This window comes from Variovorax nivicola (assembly GCF_051216475.1).
GTDB lineage: Bacteria > Pseudomonadota > Gammaproteobacteria > Burkholderiales > Burkholderiaceae_C > Variovorax.
The window spans coordinates 202,020-216,213 of sequence record NZ_JBPJZK010000001.1 but is presented as its reverse complement, the minus strand read 5'-3'; the positions used below and the strand labels follow the sequence as shown (position 1 = coordinate 216,213).

14 protein-coding genes are annotated in these 14,194 nt (G+C 66.9%); 9 read left to right on the top strand and 5 right to left on the bottom strand.

Going from position 1 to position 14,194, the window contains the following annotated elements; all coding sequences use genetic code 11:
• Positions 1–29 precede the first annotated feature (29 nt).
• The 7 genes from tcuA (at position 30) to bglX (ending at position 8,865) form a co-directional block, all read left to right on the top strand.
• Positions 30–1,460 (top strand): FAD-dependent tricarballylate dehydrogenase TcuA, encoded by a 1,431-nt coding sequence (gene tcuA / locus ACSFBF_RS00985; RefSeq protein ID WP_435464515.1) that lies wholly within the window; start codon positions 30–32, stop codon positions 1,458–1,460.
• Positions 1,444–2,664: a tricarballylate utilization 4Fe-4S protein TcuB gene (gene tcuB / locus ACSFBF_RS00980; RefSeq protein WP_435464514.1), complete on the top strand. Its 1,221-nt coding sequence runs from the start codon at positions 1,444–1,446 to the stop codon at positions 2,662–2,664. Before tcuA ends, tcuB begins: the two co-directional genes overlap by 17 nt.
• Before the next feature lie 27 nt (positions 2,665–2,691).
• Positions 2,692–3,480 carry a class II aldolase/adducin family protein gene (locus ACSFBF_RS00975; RefSeq protein WP_435464513.1) on the top strand — a complete coding sequence of 263 codons (789 nt, stop codon included), beginning with the start codon at positions 2,692–2,694 and terminating at the stop codon, positions 3,478–3,480.
• Between the two features lie 27 nt (positions 3,481–3,507).
• Positions 3,508–4,485, top strand: coding sequence for a Bug family tripartite tricarboxylate transporter substrate binding protein (locus tag ACSFBF_RS00970; RefSeq protein WP_435464512.1), 978 nt, complete (start codon positions 3,508–3,510; stop codon positions 4,483–4,485).
• Entirely contained in the window at positions 4,482–5,459 is a 978-nt protein-coding gene (locus tag ACSFBF_RS00965) for a D-2-hydroxyacid dehydrogenase (RefSeq protein WP_435464510.1), read from the top strand. The genes ACSFBF_RS00970 and ACSFBF_RS00965 overlap by 4 nt, the downstream gene beginning before the upstream one ends.
• 44 nt (positions 5,460–5,503) lie before the next feature.
• Positions 5,504–6,496 carry a tripartite tricarboxylate transporter substrate binding protein gene (locus ACSFBF_RS00960; RefSeq protein WP_435464509.1) on the top strand — a complete coding sequence of 331 codons (993 nt, stop codon included), beginning with the start codon at positions 5,504–5,506 and terminating at the stop codon, positions 6,494–6,496.
• Between the two features lie 89 nt (positions 6,497–6,585).
• Positions 6,586–8,865, top strand: coding sequence for a beta-glucosidase BglX (gene bglX / locus ACSFBF_RS00955; protein ID WP_435464508.1), 2,280 nt, complete (start codon positions 6,586–6,588; stop codon positions 8,863–8,865).
• A 28-nt stretch (positions 8,866–8,893) separates the two neighbouring features.
• Here the strand turns inward: bglX and ACSFBF_RS00950 are convergent, their stop codons facing one another.
• Entirely contained in the window at positions 8,894–9,271 is a 378-nt protein-coding gene (locus ACSFBF_RS00950; protein WP_435464506.1) for a hypothetical protein, read from the bottom strand.
• Positions 9,272–9,458: 187 nt separating this feature from the next.
• Here ACSFBF_RS00950 and ACSFBF_RS00945 point away from each other — a divergent pair, with 187 nt between their 5' ends.
• Complete coding sequence (locus ACSFBF_RS00945) at positions 9,459–10,142, top strand: class I SAM-dependent methyltransferase (RefSeq protein WP_435464504.1); 684 nt, start codon at positions 9,459–9,461, stop codon at positions 10,140–10,142.
• 40 nt (positions 10,143–10,182) lie between these two features.
• Entirely contained in the window at positions 10,183–10,650 is a 468-nt protein-coding gene (locus tag ACSFBF_RS00940) for a GNAT family N-acetyltransferase (RefSeq protein ID WP_435464503.1), read from the top strand.
• Between the two features lie 23 nt (positions 10,651–10,673).
• On the opposite strand, the gene ACSFBF_RS00935 is transcribed toward ACSFBF_RS00940, so the two are convergent.
• From ACSFBF_RS00935 to fmdA, 4 genes are all read right to left on the bottom strand, one after another.
• Positions 10,674–11,969, bottom strand: a complete 1,296-nt coding sequence (locus ACSFBF_RS00935; protein WP_435464501.1) for an aspartate carbamoyltransferase — start codon at positions 11,967–11,969, stop codon at positions 10,674–10,676.
• A 122-nt stretch (positions 11,970–12,091) separates the two neighbouring features.
• Complete coding sequence (locus ACSFBF_RS00930; RefSeq protein WP_093055861.1) at positions 12,092–12,442, bottom strand: alpha/beta hydrolase; 351 nt, start codon at positions 12,440–12,442, stop codon at positions 12,092–12,094.
• A 157-nt stretch (positions 12,443–12,599) separates the two neighbouring features.
• On the bottom strand, positions 12,600–12,941 hold the full coding sequence (locus ACSFBF_RS00925; RefSeq protein ID WP_435464500.1) for a zinc ribbon domain-containing protein: 342 nt from the start codon (positions 12,939–12,941) through the stop codon (positions 12,600–12,602).
• Positions 12,942–12,955: 14 nt separating this feature from the next.
• Complete coding sequence (gene fmdA, locus ACSFBF_RS00920) at positions 12,956–14,188, bottom strand: formamidase (RefSeq protein WP_435464499.1); 1,233 nt, start codon at positions 14,186–14,188, stop codon at positions 12,956–12,958.
• Positions 14,189–14,194: the final 6 nt, after the last annotated feature.

Sequence of the window (14,194 nt, the reverse complement as noted above, 5' to 3'; positions counted from 1 at the left end):
AGTCTCCCGTATTCCAAGGAGACCCACGAGTGATAGACGTACTGGTTGTCGGTGGCGGCAATGCCGCGCTGTGCGCCGCCCTGATGGCACGCGAGGCTGGCGCCTCGGTGCTGCTGCTCGAAGCCTCGCCCAAGGCATGGCGTGGTGGCAACTCGCAGCACACGCGCAACCTGCGCTGCATGCACGACGCCCCGCAGGACGTGCTGATCGAGTCCTACCCTGAAGAGGAATACTGGCAAGACCTGCTGAAGGTGACCGGCGGCCTCACCGACGAGCACCTGGCGCGCCTCGTGATCCGCGCCTCGTCGAACTGCCGCGACTGGATGCGCAGCCACGGCGTGCACTTTCAGCCGCCGCTGTCGGGCGCACTGCACGTGGCGCGCACCAACGCCTTCTTCATGGGCGGCGGCAAGGCGCTGGTGAATGCCTATTTCCGCAGTGCGGAGCGGCTGGGCGTACAGATCCGCTACGACATTCCCGTGGCCTCGGTAGAACTCGACGGAGACCGCTTCGTGGCCGTGCGCACCGAGGCCGGCGAGCGCATCGAAGCGAAAAGCTGCGTGCTGGCCGCTGGCGGCTTCGAGTCGAACCGCGAATGGCTGCGCGAAGCCTGGGGCCAGAACGAGCGCGGCGAATGGCCGGCCGACAACTTCCTGATCCGCGGCACGCGCTTCAACCAGGGCGTGCTGCTCAAACACATGATCGAAGCGGGCGCCGACAGCATCGGCGATCCGTCGCAGGGCCACATGGTGGCCATCGACGCGCGTGCGCCGCTGTACGACGGCGGCATCTGCACGCGCATCGACTGCGTGTCGCTCGGCGTGGTCGTCAACCGCGAGGCGAAGCGCTTCTACGACGAAGGCGAAGACTTCTGGCCCAAGCGCTACGCCATCTGGGGCCGGCTCGTGGCGCAGCAGCCGGGGCAGATTGCATGGTCGGTCATCGACCAGAAGGCAGTCGGGCGCTTCATGCCGCCGGTGTTTCCCGGCACGCAGGCGGGCACGCTCGGCGAACTGGCAAGCAAGATTGGCCTCGACGAAGCCACCTTCGTGCGCACCGTGGAGGACTACAACGCCGCCTGCCGCGTGGGCCGCTTCGACCATACCGCGCTCGACGACTGCCACACCGAAGGCCTCGCGCCCGCCAAGACGCATTGGGCGCGCCCCATCGACACCGCGCCGTTCTACGCCTACCCCGTGCGCCCCGGCATCACCTTCACCTACCTGGGCCTGAAGGTGGACGAGACGGCGGCCGTGCGCTTCGGCGGACGGGCCAGCCCGAACCTGTTCGTGGCCGGCGAAATGATGGCTGGCAACGTGCTGGGCAAGGGCTACACGGCGGGCGTCGGCATGAGCATCGGCACAGCCTTCGGTCGCATTGCCGGCACGCAGGCCGCAAACGCGGCGAAGAAGTTTTCATCGAAGAATTCCCCGGAGGCCGCGCTTGCAGCAGCTCACTGATCTCGTCGCACGCGCCCGTGCGGATGCCGAGGGCATTCCCGCGCACCGCGTGATTCCGATTGCTCCCGCCTTGCCGCTGACCGCAAGCGAGGGCGAAGTCGCGCGCATCCTGCAGATCTGCAACGCCTGCCGCTACTGCGAAGGCTTCTGCGCCGTGTTTCCCGCCATGACGCGCCGCCTCGAATTCGGCAAGGCCGACACGCACTACCTTGCCAACCTGTGCCACAACTGCGGCGCCTGCCTGCATGCCTGCCAATACGCGCCGCCGCACGAGTTCGCGGTGAACGTGCCGCAGGCGATGGCGCAGGTGCGCATGCAGACGTATCACGACTACGCCTGGCCGCCTGCGATGGGCGCGCTGTACCAGCGCGCGGGCCTCACGGTTGCGCTCGCGCTGGCCGGTGGGCTCGCGCTTTTCCTGGTGCTTGCTGTGGCGATGTCGGGCTCGTTGCTGCACGAGCCGCTGGCGGGCAATTTCTACGCGATCTTTCCGCACAACTTTCTCGCGCTGGTGTTCGGCGCGGTGTTCCTCTTCGTGATGTTCGCGTTGGCCATGGGCGTGCGGCGCTTCTGGCGGGAGGTATCGCCGTCGCGCGACGACATGTCCGCCGAGGTGAGCAATGTGCGTGGTGCGGCCAGCGCAGAGGCCGCACACGACGCGCTGTGCCTGAAGTACCTGGGCGGCGGCCACGGCGAAGGCTGCAACAACGAAGATGACCGCTTCACCCTGTGGCGCCGGCGCTTTCATCACTTCACCTTCTACGGCTTCATGCTGTGCTTCGCCTCGACCTGCGTGGCCACGCTGTACCACTACCTGCTCGGCCTGCATGCGCCCTATGCGCTCACCAGCCTGCCGGTGCTGCTGGGCACCGCGGGCGGCATCGGCCTGGTGGTGGGCCCGGTCGGGCTGCTGTGGCTCAACCTGCGGCGCGACCCGGCACACGGCGACGTGGCCCAACGCCCCATGGACCGCGGCTTCATCGCGCTGCTGCTGCTCACCAGCATCACCGGCCTTGCGCTGCTGGCGTGGCGCGACACCCGCTTCATGGCGCTGCTGCTGGCGGTGCACCTGGGCGTGGTGATGGCGCTGTTTCTCACCCTGCCCTACGGCAAGTTCGCGCACGGCATCTTCCGCTCGGCCGCCTTGCTGAAGTTCGCCATCGAGAAGCGCCTGCCCAGCCGCCTGCAGCTGGGCGCCGACTGAACCCGCTCATCCGAAGGAAACATCCCCATGACACAACCCGGCGTACTCCAGATTCCCTCCATGAAGGGCCAATGCTCCGATGCCGAATGGCAGGCCCGCATCGACCTCGCAGCCTGCTACCGGCTGGTGGACCTCTACGGCATGTCCGACATGATGGCCAACCACATCTCGTCGCACGTGCCGGGCGAGAAAGGCGCCTTCCTCATCAACCCCTACGGAATGATGTACGAGGAAATCACCGCCTCCTGCCTCATCAAGGTCGACCAGGACGGCAACATCCTCTCGAAGCCCGACTTCGGCGAACTCGGCTACGGCATCAACAAGGCCGGCTATGTGATCCACAGCGCCGTGCACACCGCGCGGCCCGACGTGGCCTGCGTGATCCACACGCACAGCTGGGCGTCGATGGCGGTGTCGTCGCTCGAATGCGGCCTGCTGCCGCTCACACAGACCGCCATGCGCTTCCTGAAGATCGGCTACCACGACTACCAGGGCGTGGTGCTGAACACCGAGGAGCAGGCCTCGCTGCTGGCCGACCTGGGCGACCGCGAGGCCGTGATCTTCCGCAACCACGGTGCGCTGGTGGTGGGCCGCAGCGTGGGCGAGGCCTTCAACTGGATGCACCGGCTCGAGCTGGCCTGCCGCGCGCAGATCGGCGCGATGTCGTGCAACACGCCGCTGCAAGCGGTGCCGAAGCACGTCCTCGAAGAGACCTGGAACAACTACCAACCCGGCACGCGCCGGCCCTACGGCCTCATGGAATGGCCAGCGCTGCTGCGCAAGCTCGACCGGATGGACCCGGGCTTTCGCGACTGATCGATCACCCCCCACGAGAACATAACAATGACACGAGACAAGCCCTCCTTCTTCCGGAAACTTCTCTGCACCACGGCGCTGTTGGTCGCCGGCCTCAGTGCCACCGCGCAGACGGCCTATCCCAACAAGCCCGTGCGCGTGGTCGTCGCCTTCACGGCCGGCGGCACCACCGACATCCTCGCGCGCGCCGTCACGCAGCACATGTCGGAAAAGCTCAAGCAGTCCTTCATCATCGACAACAAGCCCGGTGGCGGCGGCAACATCGGCACGGAGTTCGTGGTGCGCGCACCGGCCGACGGCTACACGCTGATCGTCAACTCGGTCGGCCCGATGGCCGTCAACCAGACGCTCTACAAGAACCTTCCCTACGACCCGCTCACCGACCTCGTGCCGGTGGTGCAGATCGCCGACGTGCCCAACGTGCTGGTGGTGAACCCCGAAGTGCCCGCGAAGACGCTGGAAGAATTCATCGCCTACGCCAAGGCCAACCCCAACAAGCTGAACTACGGCTCCACCGGCGTCGGCACCTCGTCGCACCTGTCGAGCTACATGCTCAGCAAGCGCATCGGGGCCGAGACGCTGCACGTGCCCTACAAGGGCGCGAACGCGCTCAACGACCTGCTCGCGGGCCGTGTGCAGTTCATGTTCGCAACCATTCCCTCGGTCATCGCGCACATCAAGGCGGGCAAGCTCAGGGCCATTGCGGTGAGCAGCCAGAAACGCTCGCGCTCGCTGCCCGACGTGCCGACCGTGGCCGAGAAGGGCTTCCCCGATTTCTCCGCCGGCTCGTGGTTCGGCTTCTTCGCGCCCAAGGGCACGCCCGCCCCGGTGATCGCGCTGCTCAACAAGTCGGTGAACGAGGCGCTGCCTTCGCTCGAAGCGCAGATGATCCGCGAGGGTGCCGACCCGGTGGGCGGCACGCCCGAGCAGTTCGGCAAGTTCACTCGCCAGGAGTACGAGAAGTGGAAGGCGATCGTGCGCGAATCGGGCGCGACAGCCGAATGAGCTCGCCGCTGCGCATCTTGATGACGCCGCAAGCCGCGGCTCAGGCAGCGTCCGGCCTGCCCGCGGCGCTTGGCGAACGCACGCACGTGCTGGTGAACCCGGGCGACGACGCCGACGTGGCTTTCGTCTCGCGCGACGTCACCGGCCTGTCGACCAAGCACGAGGTGCTGCCGCACACACAGGCCTTTCACGACGCAATGCGCCACGCGCCCTCGCTGCGCTGGGTGCATGCGCATTCCGCGGGCGCCGACCGTCCGGTGTACGGCGAGCTGCGCGCGCGCGGCGTGGAGGTCACGACCTCGTCGGGCGCCAACTCCGGCGTGGTCGTGCAGACCGCGCTGGCAGGCGTGCTGATGCTGGCGCGGCAGTTTCCGCAGCTGCTGGCCGCGCAACGCGCACGCACGTGGTCGTCGCTCATGGGCAGCGGCCTGCCGCGCGACCTTGCGGGGCAGACCGCCGTGGTCGTCGGCTGGGGGCCGATCGGACAAGGGCTCGGCTCGCTGCTCGCAGCGTTGGGCCTGCGCGTCATTTCCGTGCGCGGCAGCGAGGCCCCGGCCTCAGCACCGGCCCACGAGAGCGTGAGCTACGAGCAGCTGCACGCGGTGCTGCCGCAGGCCGACTGGCTGCTGCTGGCCTGCCCGCTGAGTGACCGCACACGCGGGCTCATCGATGCGGCGGCGCTGGCGCGCATGCCCGCCGGAGCGCGGCTCGTGAACATCTCACGCGGCGAAGTGGTCGACGAGCCCGCGCTCATCGATGCATTGCGCAGCAGCGCACTGGCCGGCGCGTATCTCGACGTGTTCGCGCACGAGCCCCTGCCGGCCGACTCGCCGCTGTGGAGCTTGCCGAAGGTGATCGTCACGCCCCACAGCGCCGGCCATTCGGACGGCAACGAAGCGCGCGTGGCCGCGATCTTTCTCGACAACCTGCGGCGCTGGGTGCGCAACCAGCCGCTGCTGAACCGCGTGGCATGAAGCGCGCGCTTTCCGATAACAACAGCCCCACGGCATCCAAGACCATGAAGAAATCCGCCCTCCCACGCCCCTCGACCCTTCTGCGCGCCGGCACGGCCGCCCTGCTGCTGGCCACCGCCGCCGCTTCTTCCAGCGCGGCCGACTGGCCCGCCAAGCCCATCACCCTCGTCGTGCCCTTCGTGGCCGGCGGCACCACCGACATCGTCGCGCGCACCGTGGGCCAGAAGCTGTCGGAAGCGCTCAAGCAGCCGGTCATCATCGACAACCGCGGCGGCGCGGGCGGCACCGTGGGCGCGGCCATAGCGTCGAAGGCGCCGGCCGATGGCTACACGCTGTTCATGGCGACCATCGCGCATTCGATCGCGCCGGGCCTCTACAAGCGCCTGCCCTACGACTTCCAGCGCGACTTCGATCCGGTGGCGCTGGTGGCTTCCACGCCCAACGTGCTGATCGTGAACGAGAAGGTGCCCGTGAAATCGGTGGCAGAACTCGTCGCCTACATCAAGGCCAACCCGGGCAAGGTCAACTACGGCTCGGCGGGCAACGGCAGCACGGAGCACATCTCGGGCGAGCTGTTCCGCTCGATGACGAAGACCGACATCGTGCACGTGCCCTACAAGGGCGGCGCGCCGATGATGGCCGACCTGATGGGCGGACAGATCCAGATGGCCATCGAGACCAGCCCCTCGGCCGCGCCGCACATCCGCGCCGGCAAGGTGCAGGCACTGGCCGTGACCACGAAGACGCGCTCGCCCGCCTACCCGGGCGTGCCCACGCTCGACGAGGCCGGCCTCAAGGGCTACGACATGACCACCTGGTTCGCGCTCATGGCGCCGCACGGCACGCCGCCCGAGCTGGTGCAGCGCCTGAACACCGAGGTGTCGCGCGTGCTGCTGCAGCCCGACGTGGTCAAGCGCTTCGAGGAACAGGGCGTGACGGCCGGCAACATGAAGCCGGCCGAGCTTGCAACGTTCATCGGCAGCGAGACCACGAAATGGGTGAAGGTGGCGAAGGATTCGGGCGCTACCGCCGAATAGGCGCAGGCCCTGGCTATCGGAGAAGGCCTACGGCCAGCGCGGAAACCCGCTGAACAGGGACGGCGGCGTTATCTGGAGAATAGGAGGCCATGCGCATCAGAACCCCGGCTTCCTTTCTCGCCCCTGCTCTTCTCTCCCTCGCGCTCCTGCCTCCCTCTGTACCTGCCGCCCCTGCCGCGGCAGATGCAGCGCTGACGCCCGAGGCCCGTATCGAGGCCCTCATTGCCCGCATGACGGTGCAGGAGAAGGCCGGCCAGCTCACCCTGTACGGCCCCGCCGACATCGACACCCCCAACAACCCCCAGGCCGGCTGGCGCAATGCGCAGCAGGAGACTGCCGACGTGCGCGCCGGCCGCCTCACCGGCCTGTTCAACAACGCAGGCCTCGAAGGCAAGCGACGGCTGCAGCAGATTGCGGTGAACGAGTCGCGCCTGGGCATTCCGCTGATCTTCGGCGCGGACGTGATCCACGGCTTTCGCACCATGTTCCCGATGCCGCTGGCCGAGGCCTCCAGCTGGGAGCCCGACCTGGCCGAGCGCACCGCGCGCGCCGCGGCGGTCGAGGCCACGGCCGACGGCTTCCGCTGGACCTTCGCGCCCATGGTCGACATCGCGCGCGACGCGCGCTGGGGCCGCGGCCTCGAAGGCGCCGGCGAAGACGTGTACCTCTCGCGGCAATTCGCCGCAGCGCGCGTGCGCGGCTTCCAGGGCCCCGACCTCTCGCGGCCCGACGCGATGCTGGCCACGCCCAAGCACTTCGCGGCCTACGGCGCGGCCGAGGGCGGGCTCGACTACAACGTGAGCGACATCTCGCAGCACACGCTGCGCGAGGTGTACCTGCCGCCGTTTCGCGCGGCGCTGGACGCCGGCGCGCTGTCGGTCATGAGCGCCTTCAACGAAATCGGCGGCGTGCCTTCCACCGCCAACCACTCGCTGCTCACGGGCGTGCTGCGCGACGAATGGAAGTTCCAGGGCTTCGTGGTCTCCGACTACACGGCCGACGAAGAACTCGTGGAGCACGGCTACGCCGCCAATCCACGCGAGGCTGCCAAGCAGGCCTTCATGGCCGGCACCGACGTGAGCATGCAGAGCGGCCTGTACATGCGCTACCTGCCCGACCTCGTGGCCTCGGGCGAGGTGCCCATGGAACGGCTCGACGAGGCCGTGCGCCGCGTGCTGCGCGTCAAGCAGAAGCTGGGCCTGTTCGACGACCCGATGCACGGCCTCGACGGCCCACCCGCCTCGCAGCGCCCCGAGAACCCCGCATTCATCGAGTTGGCCCGCGAGAGCGCGCGCCGCTCCATCGTGATGCTGAAGAACGAGCGCATGCTGCTGCCGCTGCCCAAGGCCGGCACGAAGATCGCGCTGATCGGCCCCTTCGCCGAGGGCACCGTCGACCTGATGGGCGCGTGGAGCCTGTTCCCCGGACAGTCGGCACCGGTGGGCATCGACCAGGGCCTGCGCGCGGCACTGGGGCCCAACTCGTCGGTGAACGTGGTGCGCGGCTCGGGCATCGAGTCGGCGCTGCCCGGCGGTATCGACGCCGCGGTGGCCGCCGCGCGCGATGCCGACGTGGTGCTGCTGGCCATCGGCGAGAGCGAGAAGATGTCTGGCGAGGCGCGCTCGCGCAGCGACATCGGGCTGCCGCAAGCACAACAAGACCTGGCCGAGGCCGTGGCCGCCACCGGCAAGCCCGTGATCGTGCTGCTGAGCAACGGCCGCGCGATGGCGCTGAAGGGCGCGGTGCGCAATGCGCGCGCCATCCTCGTCACGTGGTTCCTCGGCGTGCAGACCGGTAACGCGATCGCCGACGTCGTGTTCGGCGACTTCAATCCCTCGGGCCGGCTGCCCGTGAGTTTTCCGCAAACGGCCGGCCAAGTGCCCTACTACTACGCCCACAAGCGCACCGGCAGGCCGTCGCCCGAGAACGCGCCGGGCACGTCATTCAAGACGCGCTACCTCGACGCGACGAACGAAGCGCTCTACCCCTTCGGCTTCGGCATCGGCTATTCGCCGGTGCGCTACGACAACGTCGAGCTGAGTACGGAGCGCTTGCCGATGTCGGGCACGCTGCGCGTGCGCGCCACAGTCACCAACACCGGCCAGCGCGACGCGGAGGAAGTGGTGCAGCTCTACATCAGCCAGCGCGCGGCCAGCGTGACGCGGCCGGTGCGCGAGCTGAAGAGCTTTCGCAAGATCGGCATCGCACCGGGAGCATCAGCGGTCGTCGAATTCACGCTCACGACCGACGACCTCGCCTTCATCGGCCGCGACATGAAGCCGACCGTCGAGCCCGGCGAGTTCGACCTGTGGGTGGCGCCTTCGGCCGCGAGCGGCATCCGCAGGCGCTTCGTGCTCACGCGCGATTGACGCCGGGCGCACGAGGCACCACGGCGGCTCAGTAGGTGGTCGCGCCAGTCGCGCTGGTGGCGTGTGTCATCGACGCATCCGGCTGGTTCGCAGAAGCCACCGGTGGCTGCACCTGCGATTCCAGAACTTCCGTCGGATGGATGCCGGTGTTCGCGCGAATCGCCTCGGCCTGCACCTGCGCACGGTCGGCGCCCGATACGGGCGCCTGCACCTGCGATTCCAGAACCTCCGTTGCGTGAATGCCGTTGTTGGCACGCATGGCGTCCTCGGCCACCGCATCACGCGACTGGGTCGAATGCGAGATCTGCGGATAGTCGGGATCAGCCAGCCCGCCAGCATGCGCGAGCGATGTCAGCACCAGCGCGGGCACGGCGGCGATGCAAAGGGTTGCGATACGAAATCTCATGGTTGTCTCCTTGAGTGATGACGATGAATTCACTCTAGGACGCAGTACTTACCAGGCCGTGAGAGGCCGCTTACACAGCAGTGAGAGTTTGCTTAGATGAGCGTGAGAAGGCGCGAAGCCGGCCAGGGCGCATACTGGCCCACCTTTGCTGCACCGGGGCCTCGCACGCGAGACCCTGCTCCTTTCGATGCCGGGCTATCTACTCAAGCTGGAGCGCATCGCCATCGCGGGTGCCGACGACCTAGTCATCCAGTCGTTGCTCGATCGCCAGCAGTTCTCCGACCCCTCGGGCGCGGCTGCCGCGCAGGGCATCTCTTCCGCGTCATGGCCAATGTTCGGGCTGCTGTGGCCCTCGGGCGCGCAACTGGCCGCGCGCATGGCGTTGCACCCCGTGGTGCTGGGCGCGCGCGTGCTCGAAATCGGCTGCGGCCTCGCGCTTGCAAGCCTCGTCGGCCACCGGCGCGGCAACGACATGACAGCGAGCGACTGTCACCCGCTCGCTGGAGGCTTCCTGCTGGAGAACCTGCGGCTCAACGCACTGCCGCCCATGAAGTACAGGCGCGGCCATTGGGGCATGCAGGAGACCGGGGCCGACGGCGACGTGCACGGCCTGTTCGACCTCGTGATCGGCAGCGACCTGCTGTACGAGCGCGATGCGGAAGGCCTGCTCGCCGCCTACATCGCCCGCCACACCAGCCCCGCCGCCGAGGTGTGGATCGTCGACCCGGACCGGGGGAACCGGTCGGCATTCAACAGGCAGATGGCGGACGAAGGCTTCGGCATGTGCGAGGAGCGGCTGGATCAGCTTGCCACCGTGAGCCGGGCGGCGTATCGGGGGCGGTTGCTGACGTACCGGCGTGCGACTGCTTGAGGCTCTATATTCGGCCGCTTCTGACTCGGAGAGCTGCCTTGTGGAAACAACGAACATCCGACGCGCCAGACCCGACGATGCCCAAGGCATCGAGGCGTTGTACGGCGAGCTGATCGGCAACACGCAGGTATGCGTGCTGCCGGAGCGCATCGCCGAACTGGCGAACGACTCTCGAACGGCGCTGCTTGTTCTGGAGCATGAGGGCGTGCTGCGGGCGACGGCCTTGCTGAGCTTCTGCGCCGATGTGATGTACAAGGCCCAGCCTTTCGCCGTGGTCGAGAACATCGTCGTCGGTGAGGCGTTTCGCGGCCAAGGCTCGGGAACGGCACTCCTGCGGCACATCGAAGACGAATGCATCGCGCGCGACTGCTCCAAGATCATGTTGCTAAGTGCGGTCGATCGTGGCGACGCCCACCGGTTCTTCGAGCACTGCGGCTTTGCCGGCTCGAAGAAGAAAGGCTTCGTCAAGTACCGCAGAGACTTCCAACGCGACGGTGCGGGCACCTGAAGGTCAGGCGTTTTCGCAGAGCCTCAATCAAGCCCGTGAAACACACTGTCGTCCGGCCCGATGTGCGAGGGCGGCGTCCAGGCAGCATCGCGCATCGAGCGGCTCACGAGTTTGTCCACGCCCAGCAGCGTGGCGAAGATCGCCATGCGCACCGGAATGCCGTTGTCGGTCTGGCGGAAGATGGCCAGGCGCGGGTCGTTGTTCAGGTCGACGCTCAGGTCGTGCGAGCCAGGGCGGCCATCGCGCGGCAGCGGGTGCATCACCACCACTTCGGGCTTGCAGGCCGATTCGATGAGCGCGCGGTTGATCTCGAACGCGTTGTCGAAGCCTTCCAGCACTTCGTCGTTCGCGAAGCGCTCTTTCTGGATGCGCGTGGCGTAGATGATGTCTGCGCCGGCCAGCGCCTGCGCGGGCGTGGCAGCGGTCTCGACCACATGGCCGTTGCGGCTCACGGCCTCCACGATTTCCGCGGGCATTGCGAGCGACGGCGGCGAGATCAGCGTGAACTTCAGGCCGCGGTACAGCGCGAGCAGCTTGATGAGCGAGTGCACGGTGCGCCCGTACTTCAGGTCGCCGACCATCGCGATGTGCGCGCCGTCGACCAGCTTGCCCAGGCGCGAGAACTCGCGCTGGATGGTGTACAGGTCGAGCAGCGCCTGACTGGGATGCTCGCCCGGGCCGTCGCCACCGTTGATGACCGGCACGTTGGTGGCGCGCGCGAATTCGGCGACCGAGCCCTGCTCCGGATGCCGCACCACGATTGCATCGGCATAGCCGCTGATGACGCGGCTGGTGTCGTAGATCGATTCGCCCTTGGCCATCGACGAGAAGGTGAAGCCGGTGGTGTCGCACACCGAGCCGCCCAGCCGGCAGAATGCCGCGCCGAAGCTCACGCGGGTGCGCGTGCTGGCCTCGAAGAACAGATTGGCCAGCACGGCACCTTCGAGCACGCGGCTGACCTTGCGGCGGCGCGCGATGGGCTGCATCACATCGGCCAGCTGGAACAGTTCGTCGATGGCGTCGCGGTTGAACTGGTTGACCGACAGCAGGTGGTGCGAGCCTTCGGTGGCCAGCGCCTGGCGCAGAGCGCCTTCATATGCGCTTTGCGTATATTCACTGCGCCGCCCGTCCGAAGCCAGGATTTCGCTCACGAAGCGTCGCGCGACTTCGGGCATGGCCCTGAATTCATTGGATTCGTCGGGCAGCAGCCAGGCGTCGAGCGCCCTTCTGCGGCTGCCAATGCGCTCTGCGAAAGCATCGCGCGTCATGTTGAGTTGACGCATCGCGTCTCGAAGAAGCACCTGTTGCGGCATGTTCATGGTCCGCAAATATATACTCAATGCGTATATTTTGACAACAACAAAAAGCGATCAGCCATGAAAAAACGGGCCCGAGGGCCCGTTCGTTCTTTGCGACACCCGAAGGTGTCGTGGTCGGTTGCTTACAGGCCAGCTTGGCGCGTGAACGACACGCTGGGCTTCTTGTACGCAGCCGGCACTTCGTCGCGGTAGAACGCGCGGCGGTCGAGGCTGGCGAACGGGTCATGGGCCTTGGCAACGGCTTCGGCTTGCACGGTCGCGCGGTTGGCGGTCGACGTGAAGGCTTGTGCGCCAGCGCCCGAGGCATCGCTGTATTCGTTGCCAGCACGAGCGGCGGCAACGGCTTGCGGTGCGACTTCAGCGCGGGTCACAGAAGAGTTCACGACGTGCACGCCGTCGTAGGTTTCTGCGTGGGCTCCGGCAGCGGCCAGGAGCGAGAGGGCAGCAGCGGCGAGGATCTTCGAGGCATTCATTTCAATCTCCTTCAAGCGGTTGGTTGGTGAGGAGAAGTTTGATCCTGAAGAGTCCTGAAAAACGCCGTCGAAATGAACCACGGCGTTCACAGGATTGAAACAATCAGGGCCTTGAAAAGAACCCGGTCAATAGGGGTTGCCCCATGAAACAGCAGCCTCAGTGGCTGATCATCCACGGCCGCCTCGAAGGCGCGGACTTGGCCCCGTTGGGCGCCGTCACCGTCGCACCCCGCTTGCCCGAACTGCAGCAGCCGCAGCCCGCCGGGTGCTTGAAGCGCGCGTAGTCACGCGAACTGCCGGGCTCATGCCGCGCGCGCTCGTTGGTTTCCATGGCGCGGCGCGTACCCGAGGCCATCAGCGCGAGCCGCGGTGCGGCCGAAAGTACACGCGGCGCGGCGCACCCGCAATCGGGGCATGCGGCGGGCTCGTCGCGCAGGCTTGAAGGCCGCAGCGCCTCGAAGCCGCCGCATTGCCCGCAGGCGTAGTCGTAGGTGGGCATGGCCAGGCCGTCTTTCAACGCAGGTCGTGCGACAGCGGCATGCTGATGCTGCCGTCGATCATCTTCACCGGGCCCGAGGCATTCGGGTTGATGTCGAAGTCGAAGATGCCCGTGGGCAGCCACAGCGTGGCGCACGAGTTCGGCACGTCGACCACGCCGCTGATGTGGCCCTGCACCGGTGCCGTGCCAAGAATCGAATAGGCCTGCGCGCCCGAGTAGCCAAACTTCTTCAAGTATTCGATGGCGTTCAGGCAGGCTTGGCGATAGGCCACGTTCACGTCGAGGTAGTGCTGCTTGCCACTCTCGTCGACCGAGATGCCTTCGAAGATCAGGTAGTCGTTGTACTGCGGCGTGATCGGGCTGGGCTTGAAGATCGGGTTCTTGATGCCGTACTTGGCCATGCCGCCCTTGATGAGCGTGACCTTCATGTGCACCCAACCGGCCATCTCGATGGCGCCGCAGAAGGTAATTTCGCCGTCGCCCTGGCTGAAGTGCAGGTCGCCCACGCTCAGGCCTGCGCCGTCAACGTACACGGGGAAGAACACCTTCGAGCCGCGCGACAGATCCTTGATGTCGCAGTTGCCGCCATGCTCGCGCGGCGGCACGGTGCGCGCACCCTCGGCAGCAGCCTTCGCCCTCGCCTCGCCGGTCATCTTGCCCATGTGAGCGGTGCCGGCGAACGGCGGATTGGCCAGGCCGGGCACGCGATCGGGGTCGGTGGCAATGAGCGCCTTCTCGCGCTCGTTCCACATGTCGAGCATGGGCTTGTCGGGCAGGCAGCCAATCAGGCCGGGGTGGATCAGGCCTGCGAAGTTCACGCCCGGCACATGGCGCGAGTTGGTGAACATGCCCTTGAAGTCCCAGATCGATTTCTGCGCTTCGGGAAAATGATCGGTCAGGAAACCGCCGCCATTCTTCTTCGAGAAAAATCCGTTGAAGCCCCAGAGGCTGTCCTGCTTGGCGCCGATGTCGAGCAGGTCGACCACCAGCAGGTCGCCGGGCTCTGCGCCTTTCACGCCCACGGGGCCCGAGAGGTAGTGCACGGTACTCAGGTCGATATCGCGCACGTCGTCGGCGCTGTCGTTGTTCTTGATGAAGCCGCCGGTCCAGTCGAAGGTCTCGAGGATGAAGTCGTCGCCCGGGTTGACCCAGCAGGCCATCGGAATGTCCGGGTGCCAGCGGTTGTGAATCAACTCGTTCTCGGTGGGCGACTTGGTCAGATCGACCTTGATCAGCGTGTCCGTCATTTGCAG

What these genes read in the sequence shown, in the direction of transcription:
- ACSFBF_RS00975 (WP_435464513.1), top strand. Translation starts at nt 2,692, where the DNA reads ATGACACAACCCGGCGTACTCCAGATTCCCTCCATGAAGGGCCAATGC.
- ACSFBF_RS00970 (WP_435464512.1), top strand. Translation starts at nt 3,508, where the DNA reads ATGACACGAGACAAGCCCTCCTTCTTCCGGAAACTTCTCTGCACCACG.
- ACSFBF_RS00965 (WP_435464510.1), top strand. Translation starts at nt 4,482, where the DNA reads ATGAGCTCGCCGCTGCGCATCTTGATGACGCCGCAAGCCGCGGCTCAG.
- ACSFBF_RS00960 (WP_435464509.1), top strand. Translation starts at nt 5,504, where the DNA reads ATGAAGAAATCCGCCCTCCCACGCCCCTCGACCCTTCTGCGCGCCGGC.
- bglX (WP_435464508.1), top strand. Translation starts at nt 6,586, where the DNA reads ATGCGCATCAGAACCCCGGCTTCCTTTCTCGCCCCTGCTCTTCTCTCC.
- ACSFBF_RS00950 (WP_435464506.1), bottom strand. Translation starts at nt 9,271, where the DNA reads ATGAGATTTCGTATCGCAACCCTTTGCATCGCCGCCGTGCCCGCGCTG.
- ACSFBF_RS00945 (WP_435464504.1), top strand. Translation starts at nt 9,459, where the DNA reads ATGCCGGGCTATCTACTCAAGCTGGAGCGCATCGCCATCGCGGGTGCC.
- ACSFBF_RS00935 (WP_435464501.1), bottom strand. Translation starts at nt 11,969, where the DNA reads ATGAACATGCCGCAACAGGTGCTTCTTCGAGACGCGATGCGTCAACTC.
- ACSFBF_RS00930 (WP_093055861.1), bottom strand. Translation starts at nt 12,442, where the DNA reads ATGAATGCCTCGAAGATCCTCGCCGCTGCTGCCCTCTCGCTCCTGGCC.
- ACSFBF_RS00925 (WP_435464500.1), bottom strand. Translation starts at nt 12,941, where the DNA reads ATGCCCACCTACGACTACGCCTGCGGGCAATGCGGCGGCTTCGAGGCG.
- fmdA (WP_435464499.1), bottom strand. Translation starts at nt 14,188, where the DNA reads ATGACGGACACGCTGATCAAGGTCGATCTGACCAAGTCGCCCACCGAG.